At 51.4% G+C, this 22984-nt stretch carries 22 protein-coding genes; 12 read left to right on the top strand and 10 right to left on the bottom strand.

Annotated features, from left to right (window positions below; genetic code table 11):
* Positions 1 to 64 precede the first annotated feature (64 nt).
* The 3 genes from gap to F4Z13_02320 are packed head-to-tail and all read left to right on the top strand — an operon-like array spanning position 65 to position 3398.
* Positions 65 to 1072, top strand: coding sequence for a type I glyceraldehyde-3-phosphate dehydrogenase (gene gap, locus F4Z13_02330; protein ID MXZ48084.1), 1008 nt, complete (start codon positions 65 to 67; stop codon positions 1070 to 1072).
* Entirely contained in the window at positions 1069 to 2268 is a 1200-nt protein-coding gene (locus F4Z13_02325) for a phosphoglycerate kinase (protein MXZ48083.1), read from the top strand. The genes gap and F4Z13_02325 overlap by 4 nt, the downstream gene beginning before the upstream one ends.
* Positions 2269 to 2324: 56 nt before the next feature.
* Positions 2325 to 3398 (top strand): class I fructose-bisphosphate aldolase, encoded by a 1074-nt coding sequence (locus tag F4Z13_02320; GenBank protein MXZ48082.1) that lies wholly within the window; start codon positions 2325 to 2327, stop codon positions 3396 to 3398.
* A gap of 14 nt (positions 3399 to 3412) precedes the next feature.
* Here the strand turns inward: F4Z13_02320 and F4Z13_02315 are convergent, their stop codons facing one another.
* The 3 genes from F4Z13_02315 to F4Z13_02305 form a co-directional block, all read right to left on the bottom strand.
* Entirely contained in the window at positions 3413 to 4456 is a 1044-nt protein-coding gene (locus F4Z13_02315; protein ID MXZ48081.1) for an LLM class flavin-dependent oxidoreductase, read from the bottom strand.
* Between the two features lie 2 nt (positions 4457 to 4458).
* Positions 4459 to 5478: a class 1 fructose-bisphosphatase gene (locus F4Z13_02310; protein ID MXZ48080.1), complete on the bottom strand. Its 1020-nt coding sequence runs from the start codon at positions 5476 to 5478 to the stop codon at positions 4459 to 4461.
* Between the two features lie 183 nt (positions 5479 to 5661).
* On the bottom strand, positions 5662 to 6198 hold the full coding sequence (locus tag F4Z13_02305) for a CvpA family protein (protein ID MXZ48079.1): 537 nt from the start codon (positions 6196 to 6198) through the stop codon (positions 5662 to 5664).
* 130 nt (positions 6199 to 6328) lie between these two features.
* Here F4Z13_02305 and F4Z13_02300 point away from each other — a divergent pair, with 130 nt between their 5' ends.
* Positions 6329 to 7312, top strand: coding sequence for a polyprenyl synthetase family protein (locus F4Z13_02300; protein MXZ48078.1), 984 nt, complete (start codon positions 6329 to 6331; stop codon positions 7310 to 7312).
* Here F4Z13_02300 and rimI read toward each other — a convergent pair.
* From rimI to F4Z13_02280, 4 genes are read right to left on the bottom strand one after another with little or no spacing between them, the layout of a single operon-like run.
* On the bottom strand, positions 7288 to 7761 hold the full coding sequence (gene rimI, locus F4Z13_02295; protein MXZ48077.1) for a ribosomal-protein-alanine N-acetyltransferase: 474 nt from the start codon (positions 7759 to 7761) through the stop codon (positions 7288 to 7290). The genes F4Z13_02300 and rimI overlap by 25 nt on opposite strands.
* On the bottom strand, positions 7758 to 8783 hold the full coding sequence (meaB, locus tag F4Z13_02290; protein ID MXZ48076.1) for a methylmalonyl Co-A mutase-associated GTPase MeaB: 1026 nt from the start codon (positions 8781 to 8783) through the stop codon (positions 7758 to 7760). Before meaB ends, rimI begins: the two co-directional genes overlap by 4 nt.
* Positions 8780 to 10918 (bottom strand): methylmalonyl-CoA mutase, encoded by a 2139-nt coding sequence (gene scpA / locus F4Z13_02285; GenBank protein MXZ48075.1) that lies wholly within the window; start codon positions 10916 to 10918, stop codon positions 8780 to 8782. Before scpA ends, meaB begins: the two co-directional genes overlap by 4 nt.
* Positions 10915 to 12822: a hypothetical protein gene (locus F4Z13_02280; GenBank protein MXZ48074.1), complete on the bottom strand. Its 1908-nt coding sequence runs from the start codon at positions 12820 to 12822 to the stop codon at positions 10915 to 10917. The genes scpA and F4Z13_02280 overlap by 4 nt, the downstream gene beginning before the upstream one ends.
* 188 nt (positions 12823 to 13010) lie before the next feature.
* Here F4Z13_02280 and queC point away from each other — a divergent pair, with 188 nt between their 5' ends.
* The 3 genes from queC to F4Z13_02265 all read left to right on the top strand — a co-directional run bounded on the left by queC (position 13011) and on the right by F4Z13_02265 (position 15308).
* Positions 13011 to 13664: a 7-cyano-7-deazaguanine synthase QueC gene (gene queC, locus F4Z13_02275; protein ID MXZ48073.1), complete on the top strand. Its 654-nt coding sequence runs from the start codon at positions 13011 to 13013 to the stop codon at positions 13662 to 13664.
* 5 nt (positions 13665 to 13669) lie between these two features.
* A complete protein-coding gene (locus tag F4Z13_02270; protein MXZ48072.1) occupies positions 13670 to 14311 on the top strand; it encodes a radical SAM protein in 642 nt (213 codons plus the stop codon).
* 127 nt (positions 14312 to 14438) lie between these two features.
* The gene (locus F4Z13_02265) at positions 14439 to 15308 is read left to right on the top strand and encodes a class I SAM-dependent methyltransferase (GenBank protein ID MXZ48071.1); all 870 of its coding nucleotides are present in this window, start codon (positions 14439 to 14441) and stop codon (positions 15306 to 15308) included.
* Positions 15309 to 15326: 18 nt separating this feature from the next.
* Here F4Z13_02265 and F4Z13_02260 read toward each other — a convergent pair whose 3' ends face one another.
* Positions 15327 to 15698 (bottom strand): DUF971 domain-containing protein, encoded by a 372-nt coding sequence (locus F4Z13_02260; GenBank protein ID MXZ48070.1) that lies wholly within the window; start codon positions 15696 to 15698, stop codon positions 15327 to 15329.
* Between the two features lie 129 nt (positions 15699 to 15827).
* Between F4Z13_02260 and F4Z13_02255 the strand changes: the two genes are divergently transcribed.
* The 4 genes from F4Z13_02255 (at position 15828) to xseA (ending at position 20082) form a co-directional block, all read left to right on the top strand.
* Positions 15828 to 16592, top strand: coding sequence for a hypothetical protein (locus F4Z13_02255; protein MXZ48069.1), 765 nt, complete (start codon positions 15828 to 15830; stop codon positions 16590 to 16592).
* 37 nt (positions 16593 to 16629) lie between these two features.
* The gene (locus F4Z13_02250) at positions 16630 to 18123 is read left to right on the top strand and encodes an FAD-dependent thymidylate synthase (protein ID MXZ48068.1); all 1494 of its coding nucleotides are present in this window, start codon (positions 16630 to 16632) and stop codon (positions 18121 to 18123) included.
* A 169-nt stretch (positions 18124 to 18292) separates the two neighbouring features.
* Complete coding sequence (locus F4Z13_02245) at positions 18293 to 18853, top strand: pentapeptide repeat-containing protein (GenBank protein ID MXZ48067.1); 561 nt, start codon at positions 18293 to 18295, stop codon at positions 18851 to 18853.
* A 77-nt stretch (positions 18854 to 18930) separates the two neighbouring features.
* Entirely contained in the window at positions 18931 to 20082 is a 1152-nt protein-coding gene (gene xseA, locus F4Z13_02240) for an exodeoxyribonuclease VII large subunit (GenBank protein ID MXZ48066.1), read from the top strand.
* Positions 20083 to 20085: 3 nt separating this feature from the next.
* Here xseA and F4Z13_02235 read toward each other — a convergent pair whose 3' ends face one another.
* Positions 20086 to 21081 carry an AMP-binding protein gene (locus F4Z13_02235; protein ID MXZ48065.1) on the bottom strand — a complete coding sequence of 332 codons (996 nt, stop codon included), beginning with the start codon at positions 21079 to 21081 and terminating at the stop codon, positions 20086 to 20088.
* An 87-nt stretch (positions 21082 to 21168) separates the two neighbouring features.
* Here F4Z13_02235 and F4Z13_02230 point away from each other — a divergent pair, with 87 nt between their 5' ends.
* Positions 21169 to 22524: a CCA tRNA nucleotidyltransferase gene (locus tag F4Z13_02230; GenBank protein ID MXZ48064.1), complete on the top strand. Its 1356-nt coding sequence runs from the start codon at positions 21169 to 21171 to the stop codon at positions 22522 to 22524.
* A 119-nt stretch (positions 22525 to 22643) separates the two neighbouring features.
* On the opposite strand, the gene F4Z13_02225 is transcribed toward F4Z13_02230, so the two are convergent.
* Entirely contained in the window at positions 22644 to 22970 is a 327-nt protein-coding gene (locus F4Z13_02225) for an ATP synthase F0 subunit C (protein ID MXZ48063.1), read from the bottom strand.
* Between the last annotated feature and the right edge of the window lie 14 nt (positions 22971 to 22984).

The raw sequence follows: 22984 nt of genomic DNA, 5'->3' as shown, positions 1-22984 counted from the left end.
TGACTAACAGCAGGCAAGTGTATAGTTTTTGCGAAGTTCAAAGTCAAGTTTCGGAGGTTTTGTGATGTCCATCAGGGTTGGAATAAACGGGTTTGGAAGAATAGGAAGGCATGTACTCAGAATCGGTCTTGGCAGAGAAGACCTTGAATTCGTGGGCATAAACGATATTACGGACACCGAAACCCTGGCTCATCTTTTCAAGTACGATTCAGTATTCGGCCGCTATCCGGGAGAGGTCGAGTGCAACGGCGAGGGAATAACCGTAGATGGAAAGTTCATAAGGGTGTTTTCGGAGAGAAACCCTGCGAATATTCCCTGGGCCGAGACGGGAGCACAGGTTATAGCGGAGGCAAGCGGCATTTTCAGAACCCGCGAGGCCGCCGCGGCGCACATGGGTGAGACCGTGAAAAAGGTGATAATTACTGCGCCGGCAAGCGGCAAGGTGGATTTTACTACGGTAATGGGCATAAACGATGACGACTACGAGCCCGAAGGTCACGATGTGATTTCAAATGCGTCCTGCACGACCAACTGCTTCGGCCTGCTGGTCAAGGTTCTCCACGAAAATTTCTCGATCAGGCGTGGGGAGATGACCACGATACATTCCTATACGAACGATCAGAGGATACTCGACACTCCGCATAAGGATAAAAGAAGGGCAAGAGCGGCTGCACTCTCCATTATTCCTACCAGCACGGGAGCGGCAAACGCCATACAGCTTGTCTTTCCGGAGCTTAAGGGGAAACTCTCTGCGGTCGCTGTACGGGTGCCCACGCCCAACGTGTCGCTTGTGGATTTTACCTGCGAAGTGGAAAAAGGAACTTCTGCAGATGATGTGAATTCCAAATTCAAGGAAGCGGCCGAAGGAACGCTTAGCGGTTACCTTGCCTACGTCGAGGACGAAATCGTTTCTTCTGATCTTGTGGGAGATACCCATTCCTGCTCTTTTGACTCAATGCTGACTTCAGTGGTGGAGGATAATCTGGTCAAGGTTGTCGCTTGGTACGACAACGAGTACGGATACACTTCCAGGGTAGTTGATCTTATAGAACTCGTGGGGGAAACGCTTTGAAGAAAAAGCTTCTTGTGACCGACCTTCCCTGCTCGGAGTACGAGGGGAAAAGAGTTTTTGTAAGGGTTGACTTCAACGTTCCCGTAAACGGCGGAAAGATAACTGAAGACTACAGGATAAGACGCACTATCCCCACGATCGATTACCTTACAAGATGCGGGGCTAGGGTAATACTTGCTTCCCACATGGGAAGACCGAAAGGACGCATGATAGAAGATCTTTCAATGGCTCCGGTGGCGGAGAGGCTTAACGAGTTTCTGGGGATCAAGGTTCGTTTTCCGGGCGCGGTTGTCGGCAGGAAGGTTGAGAACGCCTCCAAGAAACTCAAAAACGGCGAGGTAATGCTCCTTGAGAACCTAAGATATCACAATGAAGAAGCGGAAAACGATGCGGATTTCTCGCGGAAGCTGGCCTCTTTGGCCGATATATACGTGAACGAAGCTTTCGGCACCTCGCACAGGGCCCACGCCTCCACCTACGGAATGACCGCTCACTTCGAGAAAAAGCTCGCGGGTCTTATGGTGGGAAACGAAATAAAGTTCCTGAGCCGTTTAATAAGGAGACCCAAAAAACCCTACTTAGTCATTGTCGGGGGCATGAAGATAAAGGACAAGATGGGGGCACTCAAGAACATAATAAAAAAGGCGGACAGGGTTCTTGTGGGCGGCGGGGTGGCTTATACTTTTCTTGCGGCGCGCGGAGTTAGCGTCGGGAAATGTTCCGTGGAGAAGGAGATGATTTGCTGGGCCCGGGAAGCCCTTGAAACCTACAAGGAAAAAATCCTTCTTCCTGTTGATCACGTGATGGCTGAGGCCGCCGGCGGCAGAAAAATGCGTGTAGTGGTTACGGGCGCGGAGATTCCCGATGACATGACGGCTTTTGACATAGGGCCGAAGACTGTAGAGAAATTCACCTCGCATATAAAAGGGGAAGGCACGGTTTTCTGGAACGGTCCCATGGGATTTTTCGAGGTGGACGATTTTTCAAACGGCACAAGCGCCATTGCCAGGTCGTTTGCGCTTGCCACATGGAGAGGGGCCACCACGGTTCTCGGAGGAGGAGACAGCGTGGCGTCACTTAAAAAGTCCGGGGTCAAGTTCTCCGAAGCGACCCACGTGTCAACCGGGGGCGGGGCCTGTTTTGAATTCCTAGGCGGGGTAGACCTTCCGGGAATATCGATTCTCAGTGACAGCTAGAGCCCGATCAGGTATCTATTTCAGTAGGATCTTAAGATTTTTTCAAGGGAGAACCCATGGCCATAAAGGAACTCAAGAAAATCAGTGATATAGAGGCGGTGCTGGGAGCGGACTTGAAATACCTGCTCGGTCACAAGTGCACTACGATAAGCAAAAAAGACCTTTATCTTCCCGGCCCGGACTACGTGGACGAGGTATTCGTGCAGAACGACCGATCGCCCGCCGTGATAAGGAACCTGCAGACCATCCTTGACCACGGGCGCCTAGGGGGAACGGGATACGTATCAATTCTGCCGGTAGACCAAGGAGTTGAGCACTCCGCGGGAGCATCTTTTGCGGTGAATCCCATGTATTTCGATCCGGAGAACATAGTGAAGCTTGCCATGGAGGGGGGATGTAACGCCGTTGCCTCGACTGTGGGAGCGCTGGGTTCGGTCTCAAGAAAATACGCGCACAAGATTCCTTTTATAGCCAAGGTCAACCACAATGAGCTTCTGAGCTATCCTAATACCTTTGACCAGATTCTTTTCGGAAACGTGGATCAGGCCTTTCAGATGGGGGCAGTGGCAATTGGGGCGACTGTATATTTCGGTTCCGAGGAAAGCTCCCGCCAGATCCAGGAAATATCGGAGGTTTTCAGCCACGCCCATTCCTTGGGGCTTGCGACCATACTCTGGGCTTATCTGAGAAACCCGGCTTTCAAGCAGGACGAGGCCGATTACCATGTTTCGGCTGATCTTACGGGACAGGCGAATCACCTCTCGGCGACCATAGGGGCAGATATAGTCAAGCAGAAGCTCCCGGAGAACAACGGAGGCTTTACGGCTCTCTCCTTCGGAAAAACCCACGATAGGGTTTATTCAGATCTTACCTCTGACCATCCCATAGACCTTACCCGCTACCAGGTCGCGAACTGCTACATGGGGAGACTGGGGCTGATAAATTCGGGAGGCGCATCGGGTTCGGACGATCTTGCAGACGCGGTAAGAACCGCCATTGTAAATAAAAGGGCCGGAGGGATGGGGCTGATAAGCGGAAGGAAGTCTTTCCAGAAACCCTTTAAGGAAGGGGTAGCGCTTCTAAAGAGTGTTCAGAACGTCTACTTGGAGCGGGAAATCACGATTGCCTGAGCAGTCTCGGGTCTCTACCTGAAGTGACCTATTACTTCTCCCGCAAGGGCATTGAAGGAGTATTCCAGGTCAGGGCTGAAATCCCTGATTATGAAGTGGGTGACTCCGGCTTCTATATATTCTTCGAACCTTTTTATCGCGTCGCCGGCCGTTCCGTATATAACGAAGTCAGACAGTATCTCCCTCGTATAGTATTTTTCTCCCATCTGCCTGAATCTTGCTAGCATGTCCTGATCGTTGGGCATTATGCTCGTATAGGAAAGCCCTTTGTACTGCGGTTCTATTTCGAGGTCGTACCCGGCTTCCTCTATCACGTCGGGCCAGATTATAGCGTGCTTTATTCTGTCAAGGGTTTCGTAGGCGGTGTCCTTATCCTTGGCGACGGACACGAAAATATATATGCACTTCTCAAAGTTCTCTGCGGCGGCGTTCTCTCCCATGGTTTTTTCCACCTCGGCGAGTTTGCTCGAAAAAACCCATGTAGGCATTGCGTTTGTTACCCATCCGTTTCCGAGTGCGCCTGCGACCCCGAGAGCCTTCGGTCCGGTCGCGGCTATGTATACGGGAACGTCCTTTCCGTTAACGGGGCTTACCCTTACTTCGGCTTCGCTGAGAGAGAAGAATTCTCCCTGGAAGGTTACCGTTTCCCCGGCCCAAAGCCGCCTCATAAGCGGCACGGATTCCCTAAGACGTGCAAGAGGCCTGTTCCAGCTTATGCCGTAGTAGTCGAGATTCATTTTTTCCCCGTACCCAAGGCAGCTGAACGCTCTTCCCCCAGAGAGGTTGTCTATGGTCGCGAGTCTGTGGGCGAACATCGCGGGATGAGATCTGTGGGGGTCCCCTATGGCTCCAAGGCGGATTCTGTCCGTCTTTACCGCTGCGGCTGTGATTACCGACCATACTTCGGGAGTCAGTTTTTTCGCCATAAACAGTATGTGGTCTGGATACCACACGGCGTCGAAACCGGCCTCCTCGCAGCGGACGGCGAAGTCCACAAGTTCCGTAACCGGTTTTCCCGGAAGGGGGGCGGTAAGCCCGAAGTTTATTTTTTCACCCATCTTTACTCCTCCTCAGGTTTTTTGGTGTCCTTCAAGAAGTTGAGGAACTTACTTACCATGTTGTAGGAACCTATATATATGGGGGTTCTCTGGTGAAGTTCCGTCGGCTGAATGTCAAGAGTTCTTTCCGTTCCGCTTGACGACGCTCCTCCGGCCTGTTCCACGATGAAGGCCATCGGGTTGCACTCGTAGAGAAGCCTGAGTTTTCCGTTGGGAGAGTCTGAGGTTTTCGGATAAAGAAATATTCCTCCCTTGAGCAGGTTCCTGTGTATATCTGCTACCATGGACCCGACGTATCTAAGGGAAAGTCTGGAATTGCCGTCTCCGTCTCTGCAGTGATCGAGATACTCCTTTACTCTGCCGGGGAATTTCGAGTAGTTATAGTAGTTGACCGAGAAAATATTGCCGTGGCTCGGGATCTTTATGTTCGGATGGGAGAGGCAGAACTCTCCTATCGACGGGTCAAGGGTAAACCCGTTTACTCCGTGGCCGGTGGTGTACACCAGCATGGTCGAAGAACCGTATATTATGTATCCGGCGGCCGTCTGGGCCTTGCCCGGCTGCAGAAAATCCTCCTTGAGACACGGGGAAAACATCTTTGACGTTCTTCTGTATACGGAGAATATGGTTCCAACCGATACGTTTACGTCTATGTTAGAGGATCCGTCGAGAGGATCGATGGCTATGACGTATTTTGAGTTTCTCGAGTTCTCGTCGGAAAATGCTATGAAATCCTCGTTTTCCTCAGACGCTACCCCCGCGCATTCTCCGCCATGTTCAAGCGCGGTCAGAAACTTTTCGTTCGCGTAGGAATCGAGTTTTCTTACCTCTTCTCCCTGGATGTTTACCTGGCCCGTTTTGCCCAGGATATCCGCAACCAAACCGGCTTTGTTTACTTCCCTGTGAACTATTTTCGCTGCGAATCCTATATCCCGAAGCAGCCTGGAGAGCTCCCCGGTGGAATAGGGGAATTCATACTGATTTCTTATGATAAATTCGTCAAGAGTAGTTATCGAAACCATGTCGCGAGTTGTTCTAGAGAAAGGCCATGGACAAAACCCTCTTCAAATAAGAGTTTAACTGAATCAGCGCAGTTAATTAAGTGGGTATTGATTAACGGTGATTGAAGAAACAGCGCTTCGGCCTCAAAAGCGGCTCGGAGCCGCGGGGGAAACTGCTATGAGAATTCCGCGATTCATCCTCTCTCACTCGAAGTCTGACTTCTGTTTTTCTTCCCGCAGTTCTAGGAGTTTTTCCAGTCTCTCGTCAAGATCATCCGGCGCCTGTTCCCTGATAATGTGATAGCCGGTGATGATTTTGGGAACCAGAACGGAATTCTTGATGAAAGGAGCATCCTCATCCACAAACTGCTTGACCCCGATTACCATTATGTAGCAGAGCAATAGACCGATTATAAAGCCCATTGCCCCGCCGAGAAGGTGGTTAATCCATCCCATCCTGACTCTTTCCAGCAGGTCCGTCAGGAAATGGGAAAGATAATGTATAAGCACGTACGCAAGGCAGGCTACGATCAGAAATCCTAGAATGTCGGCGATTCTCGGTTCGGCGATAATGTTTTTCTCAAGCAGAATAGTCCCCAGCGGCTCATAGAAGAAAAAGCCCAAGGCTGCTCCCCCTATTATGGCGGCCAGTGAGAAAAACTGCTTTATAAGGCCTGACCTGAGTCCTCCCCCGAAACAGGCCAAGATTATGAATAAGAGTAAGATATCGAACAGGTTCAAATCGGTTTACCGTTACGCTCTTGCGGACTGTTTTACGAAAAATTCCCTTTAAAAAAGGAAACTTACATCAGGTTAACGGTGGTGTCCAGTCTTTGACTTGTCGGGTTCGTTCGTATAGTCTAAGCGTCCGATGGAGTTCTCAGACATAATTGAGATAATTCACCCGAGCCTTGCGGAAACAGAGAGGAAAATCGATGAATTCATAAAATCCGATATTCCTCTGGTCTACGAAATAGCCAAGTATCTGCTTGGCGGAGGAGGAAAGAGAATCAGGCCTTCTCTGGTTCTTCTCTCAAGCGCCGCCTGCGGGCTTACCGATGGGGAAGATCGGATTGCGGCAGCTGCCGGGATTGAACTTTTCCACGCCGGCACCCTTTTTCACGACGATGTAGTTGATCAGGCGGAGTTCAGAAGGGGAAACGCTTCTTCAAATATCGTTTGGGGAAACAAGCCCACCGTACTGGTGGGGGATTTTATGCTGGCCCGGGGCCTTGAGCTTATATACAGCTGCGGCAGTCTTGAACTCCTGAGAGTGGTTTCCAGGGCCTCATCTCGTCTTGCCGAGGGCCATGTGCTCGAGATTATGAGCGAAAGAAAGATGGTCGAAATCTCGGAGGACTTCTGTTTTTCCGTGATTGACCACAAAACGGCCGCGCTCATTGAGTGCTCGACCGAGACCGGGGCGCTTCTGGCGAATACTTCAAACGGGGCGGTCAGAGCTCTTTCACACTACGGGCACAACATAGGAATAGCGTTTCAGCTTATAGACGATGCGCTTGACTACTGTTCTGAAGAGAACAAGTTCGGGAAAAAAACCGGACAGGATCTGGCTGAACGGAAGATGACCCTCCCGCTTTACTACTCAATTGAAAACGCTCCGGAAGACGTGAGACGCAAAGTGATCGAAACGCTTGACAAGGAAGATGATCTCGACAGTTCCGAGATAGCGGAGATATCGCAGCTAGTAGCCCACTACCGCGGGGTCGATTTGACCAGACAGCGGGCAAAAGAGTTTGTGGTTGAAGCGAAAAAATCTCTGGACGAGATACCACAGAACGATTATAAGGAATCCCTCGGTCACCTCGCCGATTACGTGGCCGAGAGAAACTTCTGATAGTAGCTGTCAAGCGCAAGACCCATCACGTAGGCGTCCCCTCTCCCCCTGCCATAGTAGTTCTTGCGTGTTCTAAGAATCTCAAACCCGAGCTTTTCGTAAAGCGTGATCGCCGGTGTGTTTGTCGTTCTTACCTCGAGAATAACCGAGAGAGCCCCCATCTTTTCGTAAAAATTAAACGTGTCTGAGAGCAGTTCAATCGCTATTCCCTTCCTCCTGTGGCAAGATGCCACGGCGATCTTGAATACGTGAATTTCGTCGTAGATAAGGGTGGATATTGAGTAGCCTGCAACATCTTCGTCGCTTCCGTTTATGGCTATATTGCAGAAAAACCCGGATTTTTTGATGTAATCCGCAAGCACCTGTTTTGGCCACGGGGCGATGAAGGATTCGTTTTCGATCTTCACGATCTCGTTTATGTATTTTGGTGAGAGGGCCTTTATGATCATTTTTCTTGTGCCGACCGAGGTGGACTAAGCCTTTCAAAATAAAGATCGAGCAGATTCGCGGCTCCCGTGTAGGGATCCGTTTTTCCTTCCATTACTTCTTTTTCCACTTTGCCGAGCGTTTCTTTGATGAGGGAGTTCTCATAAAAGCTGTCTTCAAGATTCTGGACGAGCGCTTCATGCAGGCGGTACTTGGCCTGCTTTCTTCTTTTCTCCGTGAAGTATCCGTTTTCTCTGCAGAGATATTCATAGTCCATGACACACTGCCAGATTTCCTTTATTCCGTAACCCGTAACGGAGGAGCAGGCATAAGCCCTGGGGCCCCACCCGGATTCGGGCGGTCTGTGGAATCCCAGCGCCTCCTCCATTTCCTGTTTCATAAGCTCCGCCTTTTTCTTGTTTCTCCCGTCCGCTTTGGTTATCAATACGGCGTCAGCGAGTTCGATTATTCCCTTTTTTATTCCCTGAATGTCATCTCCCGCCCCGGTAATCATGAGCAGCATGAAGAAATCGACCATGGAGTGACAGGTAATTTCAGACTGACCGACTCCCACCGTTTCTATAAAGATGGTGTCGAATCCTGCCGCCTCACAGAGAATCACGGCGTCGCTTGTCTTTTTTGCGACTCCCCCCAGAGAACCGGCCGACGGAGAGGGCCTTACATAGACGTTTTCATGGCGGGAAAGCTCCTGCATTCTGAGTTTATCGCCCAAAACGCTTCCCCCGGTTTCGCTGCTCGTGGGATCGATTGCGAGCACCGCTATCTTTTTTCCGCATTCGCGGGCCAAATAGAGACCCAGAGATTCTATGAAGCTGCTCTTTCCGACTCCGGGTATACCCGTAATTCCCACCCTTATGGATTTTCCGGACCGCGGCAGACACCACGTGATTATTTCCCGTGCAAGCTTTTTATGCTCGGGTAGGGTGCTCTCCGCAAGGGTGATCGCCCTGCTAAGAGCGGGTATTTCTCCTTTGGCTATGCCTTGGCGGTAAGTTTCCGCTTCCGTTTTTTTATGCGGGGTCATGTTCGGGTTTCTGTCAGGGGCACGAGTATGGCTTCAGCCGCTTCGGACAGCACGGTCCCCGGACCGAATATCTGCGAGACTCCGGCGTTCCTGAGGTAGTCGTAATCGCGTTTGGGTATAACCCCTCCTGCGACCACCATTATGTCGTCGCCTCCCATCTCGTCGAGCCTTTTTATAAGTTCTGGGATGAGTGTCTTGTGGCCGGCGGCCAAGCTGGATATTCCGATTATGTGAACATCGTTTTCAACTGCCTGCCTTGCCGCTTCTTCAGGGGTTTGGAAGAGCGGGCCTATGTCCACATCGAAACCGAGATCTGCAAAGCCCGTCGCTATTATCTTCGCCCCGCGGTCATGGCCGTCTTGGCCCATTTTTGCGACCAGTATTCTGGGCCTTCTCCCTTCCAGGGTGGCGAAACGGTCAGCAAGCTCCCTTGCCTTGGCAAATCCGGCGTCCTTCGAAATTTCCGATGAATATACTCCCGAGATCGTGCGCCATCCAGGCCTGTATCTCCCCCATGCCTCCTCGCACGCGTCCGATATTTCTCCGAGGGTGGCGTTTTCCCTTGCGGCCTCAACCGCCAGGGAGAGAAGGTTGCCTTGCTCCGTTTTCGCGCATTCAGTGATTTTCCGAAGCGCGCGTTCAACCGCCTCGGAATCCCTTTTTTCTTTCAGTTTCTCCAGTCTTTTAATCTGGTTCTCCCTCACCTTGCGGTTATCCACTTCCAGTATATCGAATTCTTCCTGCGCGTCCGAATTATAACTGTTGACTCCTACTATTACGTCTTTGCCCGAGTCTATCCTTGCCTGTTTTCGTGCCGCTGCTTCTTCTATTCTCATTTTCGGTAACCCGGTTTCTATGGCTTTGGACATTCCTCCCAGCTCTTCTATTTCCATTATTAGTTCCCAGGCCCTTCTCCCCAGATTATGAGTCAGGTACTCGACATAGTAGGACCCCGCCCAAGGATCGATCAACCTGCATACATCTGTTTCTTTCTGAAGATAAAGCTGGGTGTTTCTCGCTATCCTGGCGGAAAAGTCGGTGGGAAGGGCGATTGCTTCATCCAGAGCGTTTGTGTGGAGTGACTGGGTGCCGCCGAGCACCGCACTTAGGGCTTCAACGCATGTTCTCGTCACGTTGTTAAACGGATCCTGTTCCGTGAGACTCCATCCCGAAGTCTGGCAGTGGGTTCTGAGCATGAGCGAAGCCGGTTTTTTGGGCTCAAAGGTCTTGACGATCTTAGCCCAGAGCATTCTTGCCGCCCTCATTTTTGCGATTTCCATGAAATGGTCCATGCCTATTCCCCAAAAAAAGGAAATTCTGGGAGCGAAATCGTCAATGTTGAGTCCTGCCTCGACTCCCGCCCTTAAATACTCAAGGCCGTCGGCGAGCGTGTAGGCAAGCTCTATGTCCGACGTGGCGCCTGCTTCTTCCATGTGGTAGCCGCTTACGCTTATCGAATTGAACTTCGGCATGTTTTTCGATGTATATTCGAAAATGTCTGAAACTATCTTCATCGAGAATTCGGGCGGGTAAATGTAGGTGTTCCTTACCATGAACTCCTTGAGTATGTCGTTTTGGATCGTTCCGCTGAGTTTTTCCGGTCCCACTCCCTGCCGCTCCGCAACGACTATGTAGAAAGCCATGATCGGCAGAACCGCGCCGTTCATGGTCATGGAAACCGAGATCTGATCAAGGGGTATTCGATCGAGAAGAATCTCCATGTCGAGTACCGAATCTATTGCTACGCCTGCCTTTCCAACGTCTCCCGAAACTCTTGGATGGTCTGAGTCATATCCCCTGTGGGTGGGAAGATCGAAGGCTATTGAAAGCCCCTTCTGCCCCGCGGCCAGATTTCTTCTGTAGAAAGCGTTTGATTCCTCCGCGGTGGAGAATCCCGCGTACTGTCTGATGGTCCAGGGTCTCGTGATGTACATGGTCGGGTAGGGTCCGCGAAGGTAGGGCGGAATTCCGGAGACAAATCCTAGGTGTTCAGAATCGCTGAGGTCGTTGGGGACATAAAATTCTTTTATGTCTATTTTCTCCGGTGATTCTCTTACGATATTTCCGCTCGCACGTGCGTTGCCGCTGCCGTTTGAACCGAAGCCGAGATTTATTTTCGAAAAATCAGGTCTCATCGTCCTGCCTCGTCTGAGAAAAGCGACTGCTGGTATCTTTCAAGCATGTCGCGGACATCCGACTCCGCATTGATAAAATCATCCACGCCTGCCTGAGCGAGCCCTTCCCATTCGCCTTGTCCGCCGCCCGGAACGACAATTTTTATTTCCGCTTCCTTGTCCTTGAGTTTTATTGTGGCCTCTTCTGCAAACTGCTCGTAATCTTTGTCGGAACCGCAAATTACTACCGCAAGCGGATTCTCGCGCAAGGCTGCCGCAATTCCTTCATCAATGCCCGGATTTTCCGCTCCGTCAACTATTAAGAACCCCCCGCATCCGAAGAAATTCATCGAAAAAACCGATCTTGCGACTGTCTGCGGCGAATCGCTCAGGTGAAGCAGGAAAACTTTTGGCGCCTCGCCCGTTCTCTCCGCGTATTCTTCGCTTAGAAGCCTTATTCTCTCAAAAACTTGAGCTGCCCTTGATTCCGCAAGAGGCACTACCGTCGGGGCCGAACCGTTTTCCTCCTTTTCCGCGGGCGGGGTTTTCCGGATATCCCCCGCCATTTTTTCCAGCAGGTTGGGAAACTCGTTTGTTCCGATAAGCGTTTTTTTCCTCCGGGAAATGTCACTCAGGGCTTTTTTCCTGCTGTCCTCGACCGCGTTCTGTATGAAGCCGCCTTTAAGGCACTCAAGGTAGCCGCCTTTTTTTTCTATTTCTTGGAACAGCTCGAGGGATTTCTGCGAAATGGACTGCGTCAGTTTCTCTATGTGGTAGGAGCCGCCTCCGGGGTCGGTCACCGCGTCGAGGTGGGATTCGTTTCTTGCCAGAAGCTGAATGTTCCTCGCCACTCTCCTTGAGAGTCCGTCGGGTTCTCTGTAGTGGGCGTCAAACGGCTGGACGGTCAGGGAGTCTGTTCCCCCGATTACAGACGCCATGGCTTCAAGCGCCGTCCGCAATATGTTTGTGTGCGGGTCGTAAATGGTTTTGTTGAAGCCAGTGGTGTGGCAGTGGATCCTCATTTTCGTGGATTCGGCGGAGGTGGGGCAAAACTGCTGGACGACATTTGCCCAGAGCGCCCTTGCGGCGCGAAGCTTGGCGATTTCCGTAAAGTAGCTCGAGCCCGTGGAGAAGGAAAAAACGAGGTGGCGGCAGGCGCTGTCTGAATCAACGCCTTTTTGGCGAAGCATGACCAGATACTCGACCGCCGCGGCGATTGTGAAGGCGAGTTCCTGGCTTATAGTCGCGCCTGAGTCTTTAAATGTCGAGCTTTTCACCGAAAACGCCGCGTAGCCGGGTGCGGTATCTGAGAGATATCCGATGGCTTTTGCGATTTTATCTACATTTTCATCAAGCGGCGTTGCTGGGGATTCGTGTCCAAGCAGATGCGATAGAGGGTCAAAGAACATGGCTCCGCTGAGTTCCTGCGTGTCGATTTCTTTCTTGGCGCAGGAGGAAATGAAAAGGGCGCAGGTCTTTTCCGGATCCTCCCTTAAAGCGAAGTTTATGCCGATGCGCAGGGGGTCTATGTCTTTTAGGAGAGTCTCGATGGTTTTGCGTTTCATTTCCGCCTGCAGGATGAAGGTAAGAGAATCCGCTCCGCCCTCTATTGCCGCAAGCGCCGCGACTCTGGTCTTTTTCGGTGTGGAGAGCTCTATCTCTTCAGTAAGGAGCCAACTGTTATCTTTTTCGCTGGTTCCCCGGACGAATGGGAATTCTCCCGGAAGCGGGGTTTCTCCCGGGAAAAGGTCTTTGGCTTCTTCTTCGGTGTAGAAGGGATCAACCTCTATGCCGTCTTCGGTATGCCATATGAGATCTTTATAGGAAACCCTTTTTTCGGCTTCTTTTTTCCAGCGTTCCTTCGAGACGCTTGGAAAATCATTGAAAAGAAGGATCTGTTCATGTTCTTTTTCTGTTCTGCTCATGAAAGTGCCTTTGCTCCCCTAGTTCTCGGGTGAATAAGTATATAATTTCCATTTATTTCTGCCAACATACTGAAACCATTTAATTTACCGTTTTCTCCATCCGTTGTTCGGAACGGGTCCGGTTGGAGGAATTGTTATTTATTTTTTTCGGCTTTAATATTAAGGGAGTGTCTGGAAAAGCGGTTGTCATGGTCTCTGGAGGCGTGGACAGTTCCACTCTCTGCTACAAGGCGGTTCGGGAAGGGTACGAAGTCTTCCCTCTTACCTTCATCTACGGACAGAAACACGAAAGGGAGGTCCGCTCCTCAGAAAATATATGTCGGCATCTGGGGCTTTCTCCCAACATAATTGATCTTTCTTCCGCAAGGACTCTTTTCGGCGCCTCTGCGCTTACCGACCGGGACGTTGAGATTCCCAGGGTTTCCGCGACGGCGCGCAATTACGAGACCCTCTCGGCAACAGTCGTTCCGAACCGAAACGCCATCTTTCTTTCCCTCTCGGTTGCCTATTCACAGAGCATCGGCTGCGACACTGTGTTCTACGGTGCGCATCATTCCGACAGGGGTGTGTATCCTGACTGCCGAGCGGAGTTCGTTTCGGCTTTCGAGAAAGCGGAAAGACTCGCGACTGATAACGAACACCTGACCATAATTGCCCCGTTTATAGATATGGACAAGTCGGGGATAGTAAGACTCGGCGCGCGTCTAGGGGTTCCTTTCGAAGATACGTGGTCGTGCTACGTGGGTTCCCGTGTGCACTGTGGCACCTGCAGTTCGTGCAGGGAGAGAAAAAGGGCTTTTATCGAAGCGGGTGTGGACGATCCGACTGAGTACGAGGCGTAGACGCGATGAAGATAAGCGAAATTTTCTTTTCAATACAGGGTGAAGGAATCCATATTGGGCTGCCGACGGTCTTTCTCAGGCTTTTTGCCTGTGATCTCAGATGCAGCTGGTGCGACACCATGTATGCCGTGGAGGGGAATGACTTCCGGGAGATGGAAACCAGCGAGGTCCTGAAAAAGATCCTTGAATACGGATGCTCCCGCGTCTGCATAACCGGCGGGGAGCCGCTTATCCAGCGGGATGAAGTGGAGGAGATAACGGAATTCCTGCTTGAAAGGGATTTCGTGGTCGTGCTTGAAACAAGCGGCAACAAGAAGCCGCCCGGAATTTTTTCCCATCCCAATTCGGTTGTGAGCATGGACTGCAAGTGCCCCGGTTCGGGCATGGACTCCAGAATGGATTTTTCGCTTTATGATGACCTGGAGGAAAAGGACCAGCTCAAGTTCGTAATAGCGGACAGTGCGGACTACGAATACGCAAGGAGCGTTATGGCGAAGCGTCACATAAGGGCTTCAATCATATTCCAGCCCGTTTACGGTACGAAAGCGGACTGGATAGCCGAGAGAGTCCTGCGCGACGGCATGGAGAATGTAAGAGTGCTTCCGCAGCTTCACAAAATATTCTGGGGAGAAAAAAGGGGAGTCTGACCTCTTCCGTCGTTTTAAAACTTTCTCGATGGGGCTTTTATTTTTTTAAATTTTCTTGTTGCTATTATGTTAGAATTCAGGGTATAAAGAGTAGTCTGTGCGGGCGGGTCAAGAGCCGAGGAGAGAAATGATGGAAGAGCATATGGAAGATTACAACTATGAGCCTTTTGCCGATACCGAGGAGTACAGAAAGGTAAACGGCGATATGACCAGAAACTGGATCCAGATAATGGTTGAAAGAGGGGTGGAGAGTCTCGACAGGTTCCTTGACGTCGCTACGGGCGCGGGCACCATGGCGCAGCTTTTTTTCGAAATGCTTCCCGCAAATCTAAAGGAGTCGGCGGTGTTCTGCCTTGATCAGTCGGCAGGCGCTCTTAAGCTTACCAAGCGCAGGCTTGAGAAAGAGATTGACAAGCTGACTCTTATCAATTCCTCAATACAGGAACTTGATCTGCCTCCGAAAAGCCTTGACGTGGCCATATGGGGCAACGGCATACATTACCTTGACGAAGAGGAACAGCTGAAGAGCCTCAAAGCGATCAAAAGAGCGCTTAAGCCCGGGGGCTGGTTTTTTTTCAACACCTCTTTTTACGAGGGGGCAAGACCCGAGGAGACCATACCTTTCTACAGAACCCAGGTGAGAAACGCCGTCCAGTTCCTGAGAAAACAAGGAGTGAAAAGAGTGAAGGTCGAGGGGAAAGCCGAAGCCGCGAAGTTTCACCCGCGCTCCTACTACGAAGAACTCGTGGGCAAGGTGGGATTTGACCTTATCGACGCTCAGGAATTCGCCGCCGATCTTACGAAAGAAGCATGGGAGTACATAAGTTCCTTCCAGCAGTATGCCGCCGGCGCCCTTCACGGCTATCCGGATGAGGCCGTTTCCGATGCTATGAAAAACGCCGTTGAGCCGGCAATTCTTCTCCATGGGGAAGTGGACGAGGACGGCAACCACTTTGTTACCAGAAAGTGGCTTTCCATAAGCGCACGACGGGCGTGATTTTCCACCGAGGGAACCTTATTTGCCCGAAACGCTGTTTTTCCTTAAAAAATCGAAGGTATAGAATCCGGTTTCACACCAGTTCTCGCCTATGAACCTTATGGCGTAGTTCCCGACGTACTCTATCCTCTCCGGCGCCATGCTGCTTTTTCCGAGGGGTATCCGTTTTTTAAACGGGAGTTTCCCGGTTCTGCTCTTTTTCCTGAGCCTCCTGCAGGTGGCGCAGGGACAGATCTCTCTGAGTTCGTCGTAAAAGAATACGCTTTCTTCACCGTTGTCCCAGACGATCTGAAGAGCTTTTTCGGTAAATTCGTTTATTTCCTTAGGTTTTGTGCCCACGACACGATATTTTACCCGCCCGTTCAACCGCGATCGATTTAATTGTGTCATGGTGGGGTCTTTTCCGACGGATTTTTGCGGGATGAAAGGAGGTTTTCGCACCCTGAATTCGCCCGGTATCGAGCGGGCTGCGATCAATTTGCGGACAGTTAACGCAAGCGGTTATAATCAAACCTTGAAATGAGCGAGCAGGAACAGGATGCGCTCTCGGCAACGGTCAAGTGGATCCGGGAAGCCTCTCAGGTAGTTTTTCTAACGGGAGTTGAACTTTCTCTTGAAGTCGGACTGCCTGACGTTTCGGATCTGAGCTTCAATCCTGACATAGGGAAATTCAAGAATCGCCCGGAGGTAAGGAGAGAGTACTGGGAAAAGATAAAGGATTTTTATCCCAGAATCTCGGAAGCTAGGCCCTCTCCTGCCCACGAAGCCATTTACGAGATGGAGTTTCTCTGCAACGTTGACTGCGTTCTTACCCAAGCGGCCGACGGCCTGCACAACAAAACCGGCAGCGAAAAAATAATAGAGATATACTCGACGATAAACTGGATCCACTGCCATGAATGCGGAAACGATTACCGCACTGATGGAATACTACTTTCCCTTGAGGACAGCAAGACCGGCATTCCGAAATGCAAGGAATGCCAGAGCGATCAGATGAAACCTCCGCTGTCCTTCCCGGGACAGCCGCTTCCTCACTGGGAGATAAGGGAGTCTTGGATGAGGCTTCAGCACTGCGATCTTTTCATAATCGTCGGGGCGAATCTGGAGATCGAGCCCGTGGCTTCTTTTCCCTTCCAGGTCATGAACAAAGGGAACAAGGTGGTTATTATCGGCGAGAGGGAAACCCCGGCCGACAATTACGTAAGTGCCGTCATATACGGAAACCCGAGCCGAGTCATGCCTTACATAGTTGATAAACTCAAGGAAACCCATACGGTCTCCTGAACCTCGGGAGCCATAGGAGGGGAACGGGAGAGCAGGCTTGTCCACCGAGATAAAAATAGATGATGAAGACGTCGCCCGGGAGATGGAACGTTACGTTTCGAATCTCGACAGGGACATCTACACCATAAGCAACATTCCCGAGGAAGTCGTTGCCGTCATCTTCGCCTACGTAAGCAGAAGCCCCAAAAGTTTCAGGGAAAACATAGACACCGTGATAAGGGAGCAGGAGATGGGGAGGGACAGGGCGGAAAAGTTCCACGAGAAGTGGGTTCTTAACTACGGCCACGCTTCTGTTGCCGAGCACGCGACCGTGCACATAGGCGTTGAGAGGGTTTCAAGGCTTTTCTCTTCCCTGCTTGAATGCGCAAACGAATTTCTCTCGTTTACCGAATACTCGCAGAGATACCAGAGACCGCGCAAAGGCGACAACTATATTCCCCAAGAGCTTGACTCGCGCCCCGCCCTTAAAAAAGAGTTCGAAGAGCTTTGCGATTTTCAGTACGAGGTTTACTCGAGACTTAACACCGAGCTCTTTGATTTTCTGAAAAAGAAGTTTCCCGTTCCCGAAGACAAGGAGGAAAGAGCCCATTTCAGGGCACTTGAGAAAATAGCGTTTGAGGACGCAAGGTACGCTCTTAATCTCTCAACGCTTACGAATCTCGGCATGACGGCAAACGCAAGAGCCATGGAGCAGACCCTCTCCGCTCTTCTTTCAAGCCGCTACCTGGAGGCCAGAAATAGGGCCGAGGAGATAAAGAGCGAGGTCAGGTTCTCGGTTCCGACGCTTGTTAAGTACGCTGACGAGAACCCCTACATGGTCGGAACGCGAGAGGCGCTCGAGGAGTTCTCGCGTAGTCTCGGTGACGCTGGGAAAAGCCCACCCGGCAATGGATCCTCGGTTACCCTTTTTGACTACACGGGGCGGGGAAAGGAAAATTCCCAGGCCGAGGCTTTAAGTGAGATCGCAAGAGGGCTTCTTTTCGAATTCTCGGGGCTTTCAGTCGGAGATATAGAAAGGCACCTTTCCGAAAACACCCCGGAGCTCAAGAAGATTTTCTTAATGGCCGTCGAAGAGCTCGGAAAGCACGACAACCCGGTGGGCATATTCAAATCGATTAACTACAACGCCGAGTTCGTCCTGAGCGAGGCGGCGTGGCATCAGCTGCTTAGGCACAGGAAAGTCAGCTGGACCGTGAAGGAGCCTTCCGTGGGGGAAGGCGTGACGGTTCCACCACATGTTGCGGAATCGGGAACGGAGGAGCTTTTGCTCGAAGCCATCGGGCGAAGCGAGCGGTTCTATGAAGAACTCGTTGACGCCGGTTTTCGCGACGTGGCGAGCTACGTTGTTACAAATGCCCACAACAGGAGAGTCTGCGGCAGCTTCGATCTCTGGGAGCTGTACCACCTGACGAACCTGCGGATGTCGGAGGGGGCGCAATGGGACATAAAGAACGTCATTGAGCAGCTTGCCCGGGAAATTGGCAAAGTGCACCCGGTCTTTGTTCATTCCGCTTTGAAAAGGGTTAGTTAAGAAAGAAAAAGGGATAATCTGATGTCGCTTCAGCCTGTAAGAAGATGTGAAGAGTGCGGTTACGAAACCACGGCGAAAACGGATATATGCCTTTCCTGCGGAGAGAGGATGCGACGCAGGGCGAAAGGTGGAATCAGGGGGCTTATTCGAAGCTTGGTACTTATAGCGGTTGCGATTTACATACTTCTGTCCGCGTTTAAGGTTTTCGGATTATCACTGGCGGTGGGATGCTGTGGCCGATTCTGAGCACGTCTCGAAGGTACAAGAGGGTACGGCCGCGTGGAACCGGTGGCGGGAAGAGGAGCCCGATGTTATCCCGGATCTTGGCTGGGCGAATCTTAACGGGATTAACCTTGACGGTGCCGTGTTTGCGAAGTCAGCTCTCAAGCTTGCTTTCTGCAAGGGGTGCAGCATGGTAGGCGCGGATTTTTCCGAGGCGAACATGCGCGGAGTGAACCTTGAGGGTTGCGATCTTCGCGGCGCGGTGTTCAGGAGCGCCAACCTTGAGGGGGCCCACATGCTGGGCGCTGATCTTACGGGTGCCGACTTCGCAGGAGCTAACCTAAAGCTTGCGAATTTCGACGGGGCGGTTCTCAGGGATGCCAATCTTAGAGGTGCGAAGAAATTGCGAGCTTCCCAGCTGTTTCATCTCAAGGAGCTTGGGAATCTCAATGTTTCAGACGAAATCCTTGAAAAGGTGAAAACTCAGTCTCCGCATCTGTTTGAGTGAATTTTCCCTCCCCCTTTAACGGTTCTCCGTTCCGTGTCTTGCCAACGGCTGCCCGACCGATTAATTTACGTTTAAGAATGGACAGGAAAATCTACAGCGTATCGGAACTCAATTCCTCGATAAAGGATGCGATTGAGCTTGAGTTCGGCGGAGAGACAATATGGGTTGGGGGAGAGATTTCCGGTTTCAAGGGGCATTACGCAAGCGGCCACTGGTATTTTTCCCTGAAAGACAAGCAGAGTCAGATCTCCGCAGTCTGCTTCAGAGGTAATAACCAGCAGATAAAATTCACACCGGAGAACGGGATGGATGTCATCTGCGCCGCGCGCGTTGGAGTTTACGAAAAAGACGGCAAGTACCAGTTGTACGTAAGCGCAATGGAACCGAAGGGAGTGGGTGCCGACGCGCTCGCGCTTGAAAAACTCAAGCAGAAACTTTTCGAAGAAGGACTTTTTGACGTCTCGAAAAAACGCCCCCTTCCTTTTCTCTCCCGCAGAATAGGGGTTGTTACCTCCCCTTCGGGAGCTGCCGTGAGGGATGTCATCAAGGTCATATACAGGAGATCTCCCAATGTCGAGGTTGTTATTTCTCCTGCGAGCGTTCAGGGGGATAGCGCCCCGGCCGAGATAACCAGAGCCCTTGATAGGCTTTACGGCATGGAGGGCCTTGACCTTGTGATCGTGACTAGGGGAGGGGGATCGAAAGAGGATCTCAGGGCCTTTAACGACGAGGGGGTCGCCAGAAAAATCGCTGTTTCCCCTTTCCCCGTGATCTCGGCCGTGGGTCATGAAGTGGACGTGACGATAGCCGATCTGGTATCTGATGTGAGAGCGGCCACTCCTTCAATGGCTGCCGAACTTGCGGTAAAGGAAAAAAGGGAAGTTCTCGAAGATCTCGCGCAGTTTCGCCGCAGGCTCGATTTCTCTCTCACAAGCCGTATAGACATGTTTTCCATGCAGCTTGACGGACTCGCAGCCAGTTTCAGGCATCATATGACCTCGCGGATCGAGAATCTTGAACGACGCATCGAGAATTACTCCGGAAAACTTACCTCCCTGAACCCTTTCAGCGTTCTTGAGAGAGGATACGCCATAGTCTCAAAAGAAGAAAGCGGAGAGATAGTGCAGGATTCCCGGATGCTTGAACTCAAGGAAAAACTGGTTTTAAGGCTAAGCAGGGGCAGGGCGTTTTGCAGCGTTGAGGGAACGGAGAACGAGCCGCAGGTCTGATCTTCAGGGAACGACCGAAAGACTGCTGAGCTTGACGACGGATATGTTCTGCGCAAGCAGCAGGTCCCTTGTTTTCTCTGGTGGCAGGGCATCTGTAAGCAGGAGCCTTATTCTTCCTCCGAGATCGCTTCTGAGATTTCCTCCCGAACCGTTTTCGCCCTGTAGACTGTTGACGACATTCTCGATCTCGGCACCCGGAAGAAAAAGCATAACCGGCATTATCTCGGGAATATCGACGAAAAAGTCTTCGGTACCTTCCGCAATGGCTCCTCTGGCTGAGGTCTGCAGGTTAAGCAGGTTGGCGAATTTGGAAAAAGAACCGCAGCCGGGAAGGTAGGAGAATGTCTGATCTTCGACTGAGACTTCTCCCAATTCCTGTTCTGAGAGGCGCAGGAGATCGAGTATGTCTCCATGGGAAAAGGTTTTGTTCTCGGCCGCCGCTGTCCCCGCGTCAAATATTACGGCCGGGGAGTCCTCTTTTACCGAGCTTCCAATCGCGCTTATTTCGTCCTTGAGCTTTTTCCTGCGGAGAAAGCCGAATTTTACGACGTTCGAGTAACTGACTGTCTTTCCCTCCACGGGAATCTTTTCGTTTGCGCTTAGAAAAACCTTTTCTATTTTTTCTCCGAGCGCCGGGGTCTCGACGAGTTCTCGCGCCTCATCTGCGCTTGCGCAAAGAAAAAAACAGTTCCCGGATGAGCTCGCGAGGATTTTCCTTGCTTCCTTCATGTTCCTTGCGGGAAGGCAGACTCCTCCCAGCGCGAATACCGCCAGTTCGAAAAAAAGACACGCCAGTGTATTGGGCGAGAGAACAACAATTCTACTCCCCGTTGAGAAGCCCGAATTCAGAAGAAAGCAGGCTATGCTTTCAACCTCAGTGACAAGATCGGGCCAGGTGATCTGTTTCCAGCTCCATCCGTCTTTTTTCTGAAACAGCAGCCTTGAGCCGTTTTCCTTTGTCCTTTGCATGAGGAAATTGCGGAAGTTCCTTTCGTTCATTCTTGTCCGGACCGCCTTTGCGGATTGTGATTCGGGTAGAATTAAAAACTATAATTTAACCGGTTTGCAGGCCATGGTGGCGAATTTATGAAAAGGGAACTTGATTTCGAGAAGAAAAATTTCGCAGGGGCACTTGAGGTCGTAAAGACTCTCGGGGAGAAGGGATACGAGGCTTTCTTCGTGGGCGGCTGCGTGCGCGACGCCCTGCTCGGCGTTGAGTGCGACGAGATTGATATAGCGACAAGTGCGACTCCGGAGCATGTGCAGCAGGCGTTTTCAAAGACCGTGGCTGTGGGGAAGAGCTTCGGCGTGGTGTTGGTGATAAAAGGAGACATGAAGTTCGAGGTTGCCACCTTCAGGAGGGAATCGAGTTACGGTGACGGAAGGCATCCGGAACACGTCGATTACACGAAAAGTGCGGAAGAAGACGTCCGCAGAAGGGATTTTACGATAAATGGGATGCTCTATGATCCGGTTTCTGCAGAACTCTACGATTACGTGGGTGGTATCGGGGACCTTGAGCGGAGGCTTGTCAGGACCATAGGAGATTCCGAGGAAAGGTTCGGTGAGGACAGGCTTAGAATGATTAGAGCGGTGCGGTTCGCTTCATGTCTCGATTTTGAGCTCGACCAAGCGGCCCTTTCGTCTATACGCAGCGAGGCCGCCGCGATATCCGTTGTGAGCGGGGAGAGAATACGTGAAGAACTCGTCAAGATACTCACCCGCCGGAATCCGGGGAACGGGCTCAAGCTTCTTAGCTCCAGCGGTCTTCTTGAACATTTTCTCCCGGAAGTCGAATGTATGCACGGAGTTCGCCAGCCTCCCCAGTTCCATCCCGAAGGAGACGTGTTTGAGCATACCTGCCTTGTGATGAACATGCTCTACGGCAACACCGACGGTCTCTACTCGGATGAGCTTGCCGTCGGTGCGCTTCTACATGACGTTGGCAAGCCGCCTACTTACAGCGAGTCTGACAGGATAAGATTCAACGGACACGACAGGGTAGGGGCCAAGATGTCTGAAGGCATCTGCAGGAGGCTCAGATTCTCCAAAAAGCAGATAAAGAGAATTTCCGAGCTTATCCTTGAGCATCTTAAGTTCAAGGATGTTTTCAACATGAGAGAAAGCACCCTTAAAAGGTTTCTTTCCCTTCCGTATTTTGAGGAGCACATGCAGATGCATCTTGCTGACTGCATGGCAAGTCACGGACAAACCGACGCCTACAATTTCATCAGGGAAAAGATGGAAGAGTATGGAAGGGAGGAAATAAAACCCCCGCCGCTTCTCAGCGGACAGGATCTTATAGATCTCGGATATTCTCCCGGCCCCGTTTTTTCGGAAATACTGGGAAAAGTGGAAGAACTCCAGCTTGAAAACAGGCTTGTCTCGAAAGAGGAAGCTCTAGGTTTTGTGCTGAAGAATTATCCCGATAACCGTGATTAGAGATTATCGTCGAGATTCCGGTTACAACCCGTTGCACGGAACCGTACTGCGCAGCGGCGGATAATAAGACGGGGAATAACCTTCTTGCTGTGGTCTCCCCCGTCTTTATCTTATGTGCGTCAGATTTTTCCCTGGAGCAGAAACGCTATCAGCAGGGCGTAGATTACCAGAGACTCGATCAGGGCGAGACCGATAATCATGGGCGTCTGGATCTTCGCGGAAGCACCCGGGTTTCTGGCTATGCCGTCAACAGCAGAAGCCGTGGCGAGTCCCTGACCTACTCCCGCGACGCCTGCGGCTATACCTATGCCTACTCCGGCGCCGATTCCAAGTCCCATCTTCGCCAGTTCTCCTAAGCCCCCCTCAGTCGCGGCAAACGCGTCGGGAACGAAAGCACCGAACGAAGCCAGTGCCGCAAGACCTATAAAAGAAAACAACCTTTTCATTTCTTACCTCCTGA

This window comes from Candidatus Dadabacteria bacterium, from assembly GCA_009837205.1.
GTDB lineage: Bacteria > Desulfobacterota_D > UBA1144 > Nemesobacterales > Nemesobacteraceae > Nemesobacter.
Note: the sequence above shows the minus strand (reverse complement) of the source record. Positions and strands in the feature narration are given on the sequence as shown.

Bases quoted from the DNA above. Each gene is read 5' to 3' on its own strand.
- F4Z13_02225 (MXZ48063.1), bottom strand. From the start codon at position 22,970: ATGAAAAGGTTGTTTTCTTTTATAGGTCTTGCGGCACTGGCTTCGTTC.
- rimI (MXZ48077.1), bottom strand. From the start codon at position 7,761: ATGATCATAAAGGCCCTCTCACCAAAATACATAAACGAGATCGTGAAG.
- queC (MXZ48073.1), top strand. From the start codon at position 13,011: ATGGTCTCTGGAGGCGTGGACAGTTCCACTCTCTGCTACAAGGCGGTT.
- F4Z13_02270 (MXZ48072.1), top strand. From the start codon at position 13,670: ATGAAGATAAGCGAAATTTTCTTTTCAATACAGGGTGAAGGAATCCAT.
- F4Z13_02310 (MXZ48080.1), bottom strand. From the start codon at position 5,478: ATGGTTTCGATAACTACTCTTGACGAATTTATCATAAGAAATCAGTAT.
- F4Z13_02315 (MXZ48081.1), bottom strand. From the start codon at position 4,456: ATGGGTGAAAAAATAAACTTCGGGCTTACCGCCCCCCTTCCGGGAAAA.
- F4Z13_02235 (MXZ48065.1), bottom strand. From the start codon at position 21,081: ATGAACGAAAGGAACTTCCGCAATTTCCTCATGCAAAGGACAAAGGAA.
- F4Z13_02265 (MXZ48071.1), top strand. From the start codon at position 14,439: ATGATGGAAGAGCATATGGAAGATTACAACTATGAGCCTTTTGCCGAT.
- F4Z13_02280 (MXZ48074.1), bottom strand. From the start codon at position 12,822: ATGAGCAGAACAGAAAAAGAACATGAACAGATCCTTCTTTTCAATGAT.
- meaB (MXZ48076.1), bottom strand. From the start codon at position 8,783: ATGACCCCGCATAAAAAAACGGAAGCGGAAACTTACCGCCAAGGCATA.
- gap (MXZ48084.1), top strand. From the start codon at position 65: ATGTCCATCAGGGTTGGAATAAACGGGTTTGGAAGAATAGGAAGGCAT.
- F4Z13_02260 (MXZ48070.1), bottom strand. From the start codon at position 15,698: ATGACACAATTAAATCGATCGCGGTTGAACGGGCGGGTAAAATATCGT.
- F4Z13_02230 (MXZ48064.1), top strand. From the start codon at position 21,169: ATGAAAAGGGAACTTGATTTCGAGAAGAAAAATTTCGCAGGGGCACTT.
- F4Z13_02255 (MXZ48069.1), top strand. From the start codon at position 15,828: ATGAGCGAGCAGGAACAGGATGCGCTCTCGGCAACGGTCAAGTGGATC.
- F4Z13_02300 (MXZ48078.1), top strand. From the start codon at position 6,329: ATGGAGTTCTCAGACATAATTGAGATAATTCACCCGAGCCTTGCGGAA.
- scpA (MXZ48075.1), bottom strand. From the start codon at position 10,918: ATGAGACCTGATTTTTCGAAAATAAATCTCGGCTTCGGTTCAAACGGC.
- xseA (MXZ48066.1), top strand. From the start codon at position 18,931: ATGGACAGGAAAATCTACAGCGTATCGGAACTCAATTCCTCGATAAAG.
- F4Z13_02320 (MXZ48082.1), top strand. From the start codon at position 2,325: ATGGCCATAAAGGAACTCAAGAAAATCAGTGATATAGAGGCGGTGCTG.